The 11880-nt window shown below is 74.4% G+C and carries 12 protein-coding genes; 8 read left to right on the top strand and 4 right to left on the bottom strand.

Annotation, left to right across the window (positions count from 1 at the left end):
* Positions 1 to 286 precede the first annotated feature (286 nt).
* Positions 287 to 1546 carry an amidohydrolase gene (locus TPA0908_RS27605; RefSeq protein WP_281942918.1) on the top strand — a complete coding sequence of 420 codons (1260 nt, stop codon included), beginning with the start codon at positions 287 to 289 and terminating at the stop codon, positions 1544 to 1546.
* Here the strand turns inward: TPA0908_RS27605 and TPA0908_RS27600 are convergent.
* On the bottom strand, positions 1503 to 2474 hold the full coding sequence (locus TPA0908_RS27600; protein ID WP_281942916.1) for a DUF4349 domain-containing protein: 972 nt from the start codon (positions 2472 to 2474) through the stop codon (positions 1503 to 1505). The genes TPA0908_RS27605 and TPA0908_RS27600 overlap by 44 nt on opposite strands.
* Positions 2475 to 2598: 124 nt before the next feature.
* Between TPA0908_RS27600 and TPA0908_RS27595 the strand changes: the two genes are divergently transcribed.
* From TPA0908_RS27595 to TPA0908_RS27580, 4 genes are read left to right on the top strand one after another with little or no spacing between them, the layout of a single operon-like run.
* Entirely contained in the window at positions 2599 to 3231 is a 633-nt protein-coding gene (locus TPA0908_RS27595) for an MBL fold metallo-hydrolase (RefSeq protein ID WP_281942914.1), read from the top strand.
* Positions 3224 to 4204, top strand: coding sequence for a hypothetical protein (locus TPA0908_RS27590; protein WP_281942912.1), 981 nt, complete (start codon positions 3224 to 3226; stop codon positions 4202 to 4204). The genes TPA0908_RS27595 and TPA0908_RS27590 overlap by 8 nt, the downstream gene beginning before the upstream one ends.
* A gap of 40 nt (positions 4205 to 4244) precedes the next feature.
* Positions 4245 to 4991: an SCO6745 family protein gene (locus tag TPA0908_RS27585; RefSeq protein WP_281942911.1), complete on the top strand. Its 747-nt coding sequence runs from the start codon at positions 4245 to 4247 to the stop codon at positions 4989 to 4991.
* A gap of 42 nt (positions 4992 to 5033) precedes the next feature.
* A complete protein-coding gene (locus tag TPA0908_RS27580; RefSeq protein WP_281942910.1) occupies positions 5034 to 5996 on the top strand; it encodes a GNAT family N-acetyltransferase in 963 nt (320 codons plus the stop codon).
* Positions 5997 to 6071: 75 nt separating this feature from the next.
* Here the strand turns inward: TPA0908_RS27580 and TPA0908_RS27575 are convergent, their stop codons facing one another.
* Positions 6072 to 6527, bottom strand: a complete 456-nt coding sequence (locus tag TPA0908_RS27575) for a gamma-glutamylcyclotransferase (RefSeq protein ID WP_281942908.1) — start codon at positions 6525 to 6527, stop codon at positions 6072 to 6074.
* A gap of 106 nt (positions 6528 to 6633) precedes the next feature.
* Between TPA0908_RS27575 and TPA0908_RS27570 the strand changes: the two genes are divergently transcribed.
* Positions 6634 to 8037 carry an NAD(P)H-quinone dehydrogenase gene (locus tag TPA0908_RS27570; protein ID WP_281942907.1) on the top strand — a complete coding sequence of 468 codons (1404 nt, stop codon included), beginning with the start codon at positions 6634 to 6636 and terminating at the stop codon, positions 8035 to 8037.
* A gap of 4 nt (positions 8038 to 8041) precedes the next feature.
* Here the strand turns inward: TPA0908_RS27570 and TPA0908_RS27565 are convergent, their stop codons facing one another.
* Together TPA0908_RS27565 and TPA0908_RS27560 are read right to left on the bottom strand one after the other, a co-directional pair.
* Complete coding sequence (locus TPA0908_RS27565; RefSeq protein WP_281942905.1) at positions 8042 to 8959, bottom strand: PhzF family phenazine biosynthesis protein; 918 nt, start codon at positions 8957 to 8959, stop codon at positions 8042 to 8044.
* Between the two features lie 101 nt (positions 8960 to 9060).
* Positions 9061 to 9897 (bottom strand): DedA family protein, encoded by an 837-nt coding sequence (locus TPA0908_RS27560; RefSeq protein WP_281942904.1) that lies wholly within the window; start codon positions 9895 to 9897, stop codon positions 9061 to 9063.
* A 247-nt stretch (positions 9898 to 10144) separates the two neighbouring features.
* On the opposite strand from TPA0908_RS27560, the gene TPA0908_RS27555 reads away from it, so the two are divergent.
* Together TPA0908_RS27555 and thrS are read left to right on the top strand one after the other, a co-directional pair.
* Positions 10145 to 10423 carry an excalibur calcium-binding domain-containing protein gene (locus TPA0908_RS27555; protein ID WP_281942903.1) on the top strand — a complete coding sequence of 93 codons (279 nt, stop codon included), beginning with the start codon at positions 10145 to 10147 and terminating at the stop codon, positions 10421 to 10423.
* Positions 10424 to 10627: 204 nt separating this feature from the next.
* The gene (thrS, locus tag TPA0908_RS27550) at positions 10628 to 11860 is read left to right on the top strand and encodes a threonine--tRNA ligase (protein ID WP_281943790.1); all 1233 of its coding nucleotides are present in this window, start codon (positions 10628 to 10630) and stop codon (positions 11858 to 11860) included.
* The last annotated feature ends 20 nt before the right edge of the window (positions 11861 to 11880 follow it).

Below are 11880 nucleotides of genomic sequence, written 5' to 3'. Positions count from 1 at the left end.
AGTGGCAGTTAATTGCCGCGACTAATGCGACAATTCGGAACGACGACTCGGCTTCTGGTAATCGATGAATCGGTTACGCGTTGTAGGAGGTGGGGGGCAGATGACCGCGTCCGACCACGATCTACCTGCTGTCCCGCAGATATTCGAGCGCTCCCACCAGGGCATTCGTGACGCTGCGCGGTCCGATCGCTACGCGAAAGATGTTGCGCAGCGTCACCGTCGGGGGTCTAGGCTGTCTGCTGTTCTGCCCGATGATCCATCCCTCTCAAGTGATCGAGAATTCGACGTGACGAGTGCGTTGACGCTGCCCTCGGGCGGCCCGCTGGCGTCGTCCCGGCCCGAGGCGCCGACCGGTTCCCAGCCCCTGCCCTTCGAGCTCGACCATCTGCTCGCGCTGCGGGTACCCGGCCTCATCGCGACCCGCCGTCACATCCACTCCCACCCGGAACTGTCCGGCGAGGAGTTCGAGACGGCCGCCCTGGTGCACCGGGAGCTATCCCTCGCCGGCCTGAGCCCGCGACTGCTGCCGAAGGGCAACGGCGTCATCTGCGACATCGACGGCCGCCCCGACGGGCCGGTGGTCGCGCTCCGCGCCGACATCGACGCGCTGCCGCTCAGCGACCCGAAGGACGTGCCGTACCGCTCGACGGTGGACGGCGTCTGCCACGCCTGCGGCCACGACGTGCACACCGCCGTGCTGCTCGGCGTCGGCATGCTGCTCGCCCAGCTCGCCGACCTCGGCGAGCTCGACGGCCGGGTGCGGCTCATCTTCCAGCCGGCCGAGGAGATCCTGCCCTGCGGCTCGCTGGAGGTGATCGAGGCCGGCGGCCTCGACGACGTGGTGCAGATCTTCGCGCTGCACTGCGACCCGAACCTGCCGGTCGGCAAGGTCGGCCTGCGGGTCGGCCCGATCACCGCCGCCGCCGACAACGTCACCGTCCGGCTCACCGGGCCGGGCGGGCACACCGCCCGGCCGCACCTGACCGTCGACCTGGTCGACGCGCTCGGCCGGCTGGTCACCGAGGTGCCGACGTTGATCAGTCGCCGGGTGCCGGCCAACAGCGGGCTGCTGCTGGTGTTCGGCCACGCCTCGGCCGGCACCCGCTACAACGTCATCCCCTCCGAGGCGTCCGCCGCCGGAACGCTGCGGGTGATGGACCGGGAGACCTGGGAGCAGGCCCCCAAGATCGTGGCCCAGGTGGTACGGGACGTGCTCGCCCCCACCGGCGCCACCGTCGACCTGGAATACCTGCGCGGTCGCCCGCCGGTGACCAACGACGCCGGGGCGATCGGCGTGCTCACCGCCGCCACCGCGTCGGCGCTCGGGCCGGAGGGCATCGCCGAGACGCCGCAGAGCATGGGCGGCGAGGACTTCTCCTGGTACCTGGAGCACGTGCCCGGCGCGCTCGCCCGCCTCGGCGTCGGCCGGAACGGTCCCAACATGGACCTGCACCGGGCCTCCTTCGACGTGGACGAGCGCGCCATCGAGGCGGGCGTACGCCTCATGGTCCAGACCGCGCTGCGGGCACTGGCGGCGGCGCGCTGACCGGGCCGCCGCCCGGCCCGACCGGCGGCGGTCCCATCGGGTACCGGCCGGGCGGCGGCGTCCGCCGAGCCCGCACCCGCCGCCGCCAGCGCAGCAGCAACCACAGCGGTACGCCGATCACCACCGCGAACGGCAGCACGGCGCCGAGCACGGTGAGCAGCACGCGTACCGAGGTGAGGAACACCGCCCAGCCGCCGCCCAGCCCGGAGAGGAAGCCGAGGTCGGCACCCTCCTCGGCGGTGCTGGCGTCGCGACCCAGGAACGTCACGGTGATGGTGGAGAGCGCGGTCAGGTCGGCCAGCCGGCGCTTGCGTGCCTCCAGCGCGGCCAGGTCGGCCTGCCGGGTGCCCACCTCGTTCTCCAGCGTGACGAGTTGATCCACGGAACTCGCCTGGGCGAGCAGCTTGCGGGCGCTCTCCACCCGGGCCCGCTGGGTGGCGATCCGGGCGTCCAGGTCGACCACCTGCTCGGTGACGTCCTCGGTGCGGATCTCCCGGCGCTCCTGCCGGCCGTAGCCGGCGAGCTGGTCGATCACGCCGGCGAACTTGTCGGCCGGCACCCGCAGGGTCAGCACCGCCCGGGCGTCCGCCGACGAACTGGACCGCCGGTCCCCGCCGACGAAGCCGCCGGCCGCGGTGACCGCGGTGGTCGCCTCCCGCGCCGCGGCGTCCACGTCGTCCACCCGCACCTGCATCGTGCCGGTGTAGATGATGGACCGTTGGTCCACCCGCAGGTCGGCGCCGCCGGTCCCGCCGGGCGCCGCCTGGTCCCGGTCCTGCGCGGCGCCACCCTCGGCAGCCGGTGCCGCCGCGTCGCGGCCACCGCTGCTCCCATCGCTGTCCCCGCCGGCGCTGCACGCGCCCACAGCCAGCATCGCGACCAGACCCACCGCCACCAGGGACCCGCCCCGGAGTCGTCGTCCGCCCATTCCCCGCTCCGATCGTCGTCTCGGCCCCGCCAGCCGGGACCGATACCTCGGACGCGACGCGTGGTCGCGCCGGTTCCGGCAGACTGCGCTGAGGACGTCACGATTCGATATTGGAGGAGTCACGATGCGGCTCACCAAGTACGCCCACTCCTGTCTCCGGCTGGAGCACGACGGGGGAGTGCTGGTCGTCGACCCCGGTGTCTTCAGCGACGCGGCCGGGGCGCTGGACGGGGCGGACGCGGTGCTGGTCACCCACGAGCACCCGGACCATGTGGACGTCGCCGCGCTGACCCGGGCGCTGGAGCGGCGGGCGGTGCCGGTGCACGGCCCCGCCTCGCTCGCCGGCGTGCTCGGCGACGCCGCCGAGGCGCTCGTCGTGGTCACGCCCGGTGAGTCGTTCACCGCCGCCGGCGTGCCGGTGCGCGCGTACGGGGGGCAGCACGCGGTCATCCACCCGGACATCCCGGTGATCCCGAACCTGGGCTACCTGTTCGCCGACACGGTCTACCACCCGGGCGACGCGTTGGTCGCCCCCGACGACGTCCGGGTGGACACGCTGTTCGCCCCGATCCACGCGCCCTGGTCGAAGTTCTCCGAGGTGCTCGACTTCATCCGCGCGGTCGCCCCACGCCGCGCGTACGCGCTGCACGACGGGCTGCTCAACGCCAACGGCCTCGGCGTGCTGGACCGGCAGTACACCGCGATGTCCGGCACCGACTACCGCCGACTGGAGCCGGGCACCCGGATCGATGCCTGACGTTCCCGTCGACCTGATCCGGCGGCTCTACGCCACGCCGCCGGACCGGTTCGTCGCGGCCCGGGACGCCGCCGTCGCGCAGGCGCGGGAGGCCGGCGATCCGCGTACCGCCCGGGAGATCGGCCGGCTGCGACGCCCCACGGTCGCGGCCTGGCTGGTCAACCTGCTCGCGATCCGGCGACCCGAGTTGGTCGCCGACCTCGCCCGGCTCGCCGACTCGCTCCGCGCCGCCCAACGCGACCTGCGCGGCGGCAAGCTGCGGGAACTCTCCGCCCAGCGGCGCGCCGTGGTGGGCGCGCTGGTCGCCGAGGTACGCAGGCTGGCCGCCGCCGAACCCGCCGCGCCGCCGGCCGGGAAGCTGCCGCTGGGCGAGGTGGAGGCGACGCTCAACGCCGCGCTCTCCGACACCGAGGTGGCCGAGCAGGTACGCGCCGGCCGGCTGCTGCGGGCCAGCCACTACGCCGGGTTCGGCGAGGTGCCCCGCCCGCAGCTGCGGCTGGTGACCGGCGGCGAGGACACGGCCGGCGTACCGGAACGGGCGGGTGAGTCCGGCGGGCCGGAGCGGGCGGGTAGGTCCGGCGGGCCGGACGGGGCGACCGCGCGGGCCGAGGCGCGGCGGGCCCGCGACCAGCGGGCGGCGCGGGCCGAACGGGCCGCCCGGCGGCGGGCGGCGACCCGCGAGCTGGCGAAGGCCCACACGGACCTGGAACGGGCCGAACAGGAACTGGCCGGGGCGGGCGCGGCCGAACGGGACGGCGTGGCGGCGCTGGACCGGATCGAGACCGAGCTGGCCGAGCTGGAACGCCGCCGGGCGGTGGCCGAACAGGAGCTGAGCCGGGCCCGGCTGGCCCGTCGGGGCGCGGAACGGACGGTCACCGCCGCCCGTCGGCGGGCCGGCGAGGTGGAGGCCGTGTTGGAGGCGCTCGACGCCGAAGAGGGGGATGCCGAAGACGGTGACGACCGGGCAGACTGAGCGTGATGAACGACCACGGTGGACGGACGGCGGGCCGGCCATGACTCCCGAGCAGGTCGTCGCCGCCAGCAAGCCACTGGTGCTGGAACTCGGGGAGGCGTTCTCCCGCTGCCCGTCCACGCTGCGCCGGGCCCGGCTGCTCGGCATCTCCGGGTGGGCCTTCTACATCACCGGGCGGGCCGGCGCGCTCGGCGACGTCCGGGCCGAGACGGTGGCCGCGACGCTCGGGTTCATCGCCCCGGAAGCGGTCGCGGACGGGTGGGACGCCTCGGCGCGGACGGTGCCGCCGCTGGAGGTGGCCGCCGCCAACCTGGCCGAGTGCTGCCGGTGGGGCGCGGCCCGGCTGGGCGACGCACCCGGGGTGTCCCGGCTCGCCGGGTTGCTCGGCCGGGCCGTCGACGCGGCGGACGGCAGCGCCATGCCGCTCTTCGCCGCCTGGCGGGCCATGCCGATGCCGGTGCCCGACCCGTCCGCCGGGGCCCGCGCGGCCGTCGGCCTGCTGCTGCTGCGCGAGCACTTCGCCGGGGCGTACCTGCTTGCGGTGCGGGCCGCCGGGCTGACCCCGCTGGAGGCGGTGCTGGCCGGCCCGGAAGGGGAGGCGGGCGCCGCCGCGTGCGGATGGGCGCCGCCGTACCCGCCGATCGGACCGCTGGTACGCCGCCGGATCTGGGCCGAGGCGGTCACCGACCGCCTGGTGTCCCCGGCGTTCCACGTCCTCGGTCCGGCCGCCGGCACGGAGCTGGTCGAGCTGCTCACCGCCGCGCGACGGCACGCCCGGCGCGGATAATTGGGAGGCGGAACGGTCGGGCCGGCTGCCAGGATCGGCCGCGTGACGCTCCCCGCCGGCTGGACGGCCCGCCGCCCCACCCTCGACGACGTCCCCGCGATCCTGGCAGTGGTGCACGCCGCCGACACGTTCGCGGTGGGCCACCCGGACTTCGACGCCGACGACGTGCGGGACGCGCTGACCGCGCCCTTCGTCGACCCGGCCCGGGACTCCTGGCTGGTCACCGACCCGGACGGGACGGCGGTGGCCTGGTCGATCCTGAGCAACCCGACCGGCGTCGGCCGGGAGTGGGTGGACGTGCTCGTCGATCCGGCCCGGGGCGTCGAGCTGCGCGCCCCGCTGCTGGCCCGGCTGCTCGACCGGGTCGCCGAACGGGCCGCCGAGCGCGGCGTGCCCGCGCTGACCGCGCGCACCGGCGCGTACGCGCCGGAGACCCGCTGGGCGGGCGAGCTGGTGGCGGCCGGGTTCACCCGGGTCAAGCGGTACGTCCGGATGAGCCGCCCGTTGGCGGACCTGCCGGCCGAGCCGGCCCCGCCGGCCGGGGTGACGGTCCGGCCGCTGCGCCCCGACGACGAGGCCGACCTGCGGCTGTTCCACCGGATCCACGACACCGCGTTCCGCGACACGCTCGACTACGAGCCGCTCGACTTCGCGCGTTGGCGGGAGCTGATCCCGGCGAACGGCAGGGTCTGGGACGAGTGGTTCCTGGCCGAGGTCGACGGTGAGCCGGCCGGTGCGTTGCAGTCCTCCGACCAGGCGGTGGAGCACGGCTCGGGCTGGGTCCGGACGCTGTCCGTGCTGCCCACCCACCGGCGGCGTGGGGTGGGCGCGGCGCTCCTGCGCCGGGCGTTCGCGGTCTACGCCGCCAAGGGGCGCGTCCGGGCCGGGCTGGGCGTGGACCTGACCAACCCGACCGCCCCGGTCACGCTCTACCGCTCGGTCGGGCTGGTCGAGGAGCGCTGGACCGACATGTACGAGCGGACCGTGCCCGCCCCGGAGGTGTGACCCGGGACCCCCGGGCCGGGGGTCGGCGAGCGGGCGGCCGGTCGTCCGGCGCACACTGTCGGGGTGGGAGACGCGCTACGCGGACGCTGTGCCGGTGGGGCGGGACCGCAGCTCGGTGACGTAGTCGTCCGGTGCGCCCGCCTTCTCCGCCGCGTTCGCGATCTCCGACAGGTACCACGACGTCGGCAGGCCGCCCTCGTAGCCGTCGAAGACGTAGACCCACGCGGTCACGTCGCCGTCCAGCGTCGAGATGCGGACGGTCAGCTTGCGGTAGGTCCCGGCGGTCACGCCCTCGATCTCGTCGAGCTGGGCGGCGTCGTACGGGTGGATGTCGTAGAGCGCCACGAAGACCCGGTCACCCGGGGACTCGACCACGGTGCTGACCGAGCCCTCCCAGCCGATGACGTCCTCGCCCGCGAAGGTGAGTCGCCACCCCTCCAGCCAGCCGGTGCCCACCATCGGCGAATGCGGACAGTAGGCGCGCATGCGAGCGGGGTCCAGGTTTGAGCCGTAAGCGGCGTAGAGACGCACGGCGACGACGATAGCCCGGTCGGCGGGTGGGGGAGAATACGACGGTGCGTGTCGGGCACGACGGGGAAAAGAAAGTCACTGTGAGCACGGACGAGAGGATGGCTCAGTGAGCCAGATTGTGATCATCGGCGGTGGACCGGCCGGGTACGAGGCGGCGCTGGTCGCCGCCCAGCTGGACGCCGATGTCACCGTGGTCGAGGCGGAGGGCGCCGGCGGCGCCTGCGTGCTCTCCGACTGCGTGCCCTCCAAGACCTTCATCGCCAGCTCGGAAGTGGTCACCGGCTACCGGGACACCGAGGAGTTCGGGGTGCACTCCGACGGCCTGGAGGCCGTCACGGTCGACGCCCCGGCGGTGCACGAGCGGGTCAAGCGGCTCGCCCTCGCCCAGTCCGCCGACATCCACGCCAAGCTGGTCAAGGCCGGGGTGGAGTTCGTCGCCGGGACCGCGCGGCTCGGCGAGGACAAGCTCGGCCACACCCACCAGGTGGTCGTCACCCCCGCCGACGGCGCGGCCCCGTACCCGGTCGACGCCGCCACCGTGCTGGTCGCCACCGGCGCGACCCCGCGCCAGCTCCCCACCGCGCTCCCCGACGGGGAGCGCATCCTGACCTGGCGTCAGGTGTACGACCTGCCCGACCTGCCCGAGCACCTGATCGTGGTGGGCTCCGGTGTCACCGGCGCCGAGTTCGCCAGCGCCTACCTCGCGATGGGCGTCCGGGTCACGCTGGTCTCCAGCCGGGACCGGGTGATGCCGCACGAGGACGCCGACGCCGCGATGGCGATCGAGCGGGTGTTCCGCAACCGGGGCATGAGCATCCTCAACAACTCCCGGGCCGAGGCGGTCCGCCGGGTCGGCGACGGCGTGGAGGTGATGCTCTCCGACGGTCGGCAGGTCACCGGCTCGCACGCGCTGATCGCGGTCGGCTCGATCCCGAACACCGCCGACCTGGGCCTGGCCGAGTACGGTGTCGAGCTGGCCCGGGGCGGCTACGTCACGGTCGACCGGGTCTCCCGCACCAACGTGCCGGGCGTCTACGCGGCCGGCGACTGCACCGGCGTGCTGCCGCTGGCGAGCGTCGCGGCCATGCAGGGCCGCATCGCGATGTGGCACGCGCTGGGCGAGGCGGTGCGACCGCTGCGCCTGCGTACCGTCGCGGCGAACGTCTTCACCGACCCGGAACTGGCCACCGTCGGCGTGTCGCAGGACGAGGTGGACGCCGGCAAGACCCCGGCCCGCCAGGTGATGCTGCCGCTGTCCGGCAACGCCCGGGCGAAGATGGACGACCTGGCCGACGGCTTCGTCAAGCTGTTCTGCCGGCCGGCCAGCGGCCAGGTGATCGGTGGTGTGGTGGTGGCGCCGAAGGCCAGCGAGCTGATCCTGCCGATCACCATGGCGGTGGAGAACAACCTCACCGTCAACGAGCTGGCCCAGACCATCACGATCTACCCGAGCCTGTCCGGGTCGATCACCGAGGCCGCCCGCCAGCTCATGCTCCACGAGCTGGAGTGACGCCTCAGAGGTGAAGTTGGCCGGTCGCGGCCAGGGCGCAGCGACCGGTGAGCCTGGTTCCCTCGGGCGCGACGTCGATGGTCAGGACCGACGGCCGGCCCATCGCGCTGCCCTGGAGGAACCGCACCCGGTCGCCGACGAGCCCTAGCCGGTGCAGGTGGGCGGCGAGCGGACCGGCCGCGGTGCCGGTGGCCGGGTCCTCGTCGATCCCGACGGTCGGGTTGAAGAACCGGCAGTAGGCGTCGTGCCCGGCGCTTGCGTCGCCGGACCGGCTGTAGACGTAGCAGCCCTCTGCCCCGAGGTCCGCCAGGACCCGGGCCAGGGCCGGCCCGTGGGGTTCGACGGCGTCGACGTCCCGGGGGGAGGTCAGGGCGACGAGTAGATGGGTGCTGCCGACGGATCCGGTGACCGGGGAAAGCGTCGGATCGAGGCGTACCGGGTCGCTTGCGGTGAGCGCCTCGCCCAGCGCCTGTGCCGTCACCGGGGCCTCGGCCAGCTCGACCGGCCCCTGGTCGAGACCGATGGTGAGCACCCCGTCGTCGGCGTCGATGTGCACCGGCAGCGCCCGGCCGCCGAGCTGCTGGACGGCTCCCGGTGCCCGCGCGGCGCCGATCGTGACGAGCCACCACCAGGCGCCGAGCGCGTTGTGGCCAGCCCCGCCCACCTCGTCGCCGCCGGGCGTGAAAGAGCGCAGCGAGTGGTCGGCCCCCGGCAGGGTGGGGCGGGAGACGAACGTGGTCTCGGAGAGGTTGAACTCGACGGCGATGGCGGCCATCTGCGCGTCGGTGAGATCGTCGGCGTCGGTGACGACCGCGAGCGGATTGCCGGTGAGAGGACGGTCGGCGAAGACGTCGACCACGGCGTACGGGTGGGTGTTCCGGTTCCGGCCCGCGTCCGGCGTCACCGATCGAGGAGTGTCCACGCGGTGACGTTAACCATTCGCGTCAGGCCACGTCGAGCCGGATGTTCCCGACCGCCGGCCAAGGGCCGGGCTGTGCTCTGCCAGTAAGCCGATCGCGTGGCCTAGTCGACCGAAGCTTCGGTCCGGGACGGCGGCGGGTCCGGCTCCTCGCCGGCCCGGTCGGGGCGGGCACCGTCGACCGCGGCCAGCATCTGCTTCCTGAGCCGCCGGCGTCGGGCCACCCGCTCGGGGTCGTTCCAGGTGGGATCGAGCCGCCGGGCCTGCGCCCCGACGTCGCGCCAGTTCGTCCTGTCATTCATGATCGGTTCTCCTTCGCTGTGGTCACGTGCTCGTGGTGTCGCCCCGGCCGGCTGGGGCTGCCGGGTGCTGAGCCAGGTCATCACCCAGCCGGCCGCCGCGAAGCCGAGCGCGGCCAGGCCGCCGATCAGCAGCAGCCGCCAGCCCGACTGGGTGAGCGCCCGACCGCCCAGGTGACCGACGAGCGTGCCGTAGCCGGCCCAGGCGACGGCCGCCACCGCCTCGTAGCCCAGGAAGAGGCGGTAGGGATAGCGGCTGCGGCCGGCCGAGAAACAGGCCGCCATCCGGCCGCCGGGCACGAACCGGCAGAGCAGGATCACCAGCGGTCCGGGCTCGCGCAGCCGGCGGGTGGCCCGGGTGACGGCCCGCCGGGCCCGGCCCGGCGTCGCGTCCCTGGTCGCCCGTCGGGCCGGTGTGGTGCGGCCGAGCAGGTAGCACGCCAGGTCGCCGACGAAGACGCCGGCCGCACCGACCGCGATGGTGAGCGGCAGGCTGAGCCCGCCGTACACGGTCAGCGCGCCGGTGGTGATCATGACGATCTGGGTCGGCACCACCGGGACGAAGGCGTCGGCGACCAGCAGCGTCAACAACAGCGCGTACGCCCACATGGGCGACGCGACGCCGGCGATGAGGTCAGCCATGACCGCCGCCGGGGATCGGGCGGGGCAACGGATCCGTGCACACCGGCGTACCGTTGACGGGACGCGGCACCGGTGCCGTCGGGTCCCCCGTTCCCGACGCCCGAGCCGCCGCGGGTCGCCGGCAGGTCCCGTGCCGGCGACCCGCACCCGGCCTCCGCTGTCGGGCCTGCGACAGCACGCCTCCCTGCGCGCCCTCCCTCGATACGATCTTGGGCGCTCTCAGCAATCCCGCACAGGAGGCTCCTCGATGGTTTCCACCCTGCTCCGGGGCGTGCTCGCCCTGACCCTGGCGGCCGGCGGCGGCGCGCTCGCCGTGGCCGGTCCCGCCGAGGCGGCGGCAGTCAAATACCAGAACTGCACCGCGCTCAACAAGACCTACAAGCACGGCGTCGGCAAGAAGGGCGCGAAGGACAAGGTGCGCGGCACCACCAAGCCGGTCACCAACTTCACGGTGTCCACCACCGTCTACAACAAGAACACCCACCTCGACCGGGACAAGGACGGCGTCGCCTGCGAGAAGCGCTGACCCGCCACCGGCGGCGCGGCCCGGAAAAGCGGTCGCGCCGTCCGGCCGGCCAGCCGTACGGTCATCGCATGCGCAGCGCGGTGAGGACCACGACGCCGGGAGTTCCCGGCGCGCCGCACTGACGTTTCCGTCGACGAGGCCCCGGGGCGATCCGCTCCGGGGCCTCGCGGCGTTCCGGGCCAGCTCGCCTCCGGGTCGTACCCGATCAAGGAGAGCGACATGATCGACCACCGTAGGCTCGGCCGGGACCTGGAACTGTTCGTCTCCGACCCGCTCGCGGGCGCCGGCCTGCCGATCTGGCTGCCGGCCGGCGCCGCCGCCCGGCACGCCGTCGAGGAGTACGTGCGGGAGCTGGAACGCCGGGCCGGCTACCGGCACGTCTACTCGCCGCCCCTGGGCCGGCGGGAGCTGTTCGAACGGTCCGGGCACCTGGGCTGGTTCGCCGACGACATGTTCCCGCCGATGCGGCTGAGCGCCGACGACGAGTTCGTGCTGCGCCCGGCGCTCTGCCCGCACCACGCGCTGGTGTTCCGCGCCCGCGGCCGGTCCTACCGGGAGCTGCCGCTGCGCGTCGCCGAGCTGGGCGGAATGTACCGCGCGGAGCGCTCCGGCGTGCTCGGCGGGCTGTCCCGGGTGCGCGCCATCTCGCTCAACGACGCGCACAACTTCTGCGCGCTGGAGCAGGTCGGCGACGAGATCCGGGAGATCCTGCGGCTGATCGGCGAGGCGCACGCCGCGCTCGGCGTCCGGCCGGCCGGGTTCCGCCTGTCGCTGCGCGGGCCGGGGCAACGGTACGTCGGCGACGACGCCGGCTGGGCGCGGGCCGAGGAGCTGCTCCGCGCCGCGCTCGACGGGGTGGACGCCGTCGAGGCCCCCGGTGAGGCGGCGTTCTACGGTCCGAAGATCGACATCCAGATCGTGGACGCGGCCGGCCGGGAGTCGACCATCTCCACCGTGCAGCTCGACTTCGACAAGCCGGAGCGGTTCGACCTGTCGTACACCGACTCGGACGGGCGGCGGAAGCGGCCGGTGATGGTGCACCGGAGCCTCGTCGGCAGCATGGAGCGGCTGTTCGCGTACCTGATCGAGGTGCACCAGGGCGCGTTCCCGGCCTGGTACGCCCCGGTGCAGTTGCTCCTGCTCCCGGTCGACGACGCGCAGGCCGACGCGGCCGGTCGGCTGGCCCGGGAGGCGGAGGCGGCCGGCCTGCGGGTCGAGGTCGACGCCGGTGGCTCGCTCGGCGCGCGTATCCGGGACGCGTCCCGCCGGCGCGTCCCGTACGTCGGGGTGGTCGGCGCCCGGGAGGCGGCCGACGGCGCGGTGTCGCTGCGCCTGCGCGACGGGCGCGGGTTGGCCCCGATGCCGGCCGCGGACGCGTTGGCCCTCATCGGCGCCGTGGTGGCGAGCCGGTCCGCCGGCCTGCTCCCGCCGGCCTGACCCGGCCGCGCCGCCCGGGT

It is taken from the genome of Micromonospora sp. AKA38, assembly GCF_027925725.1.
Taxonomy (GTDB): domain Bacteria; phylum Actinomycetota; class Actinomycetes; order Mycobacteriales; family Micromonosporaceae; genus Micromonospora.
This window is presented reverse-complemented; position numbering and strand designations above follow the sequence as displayed.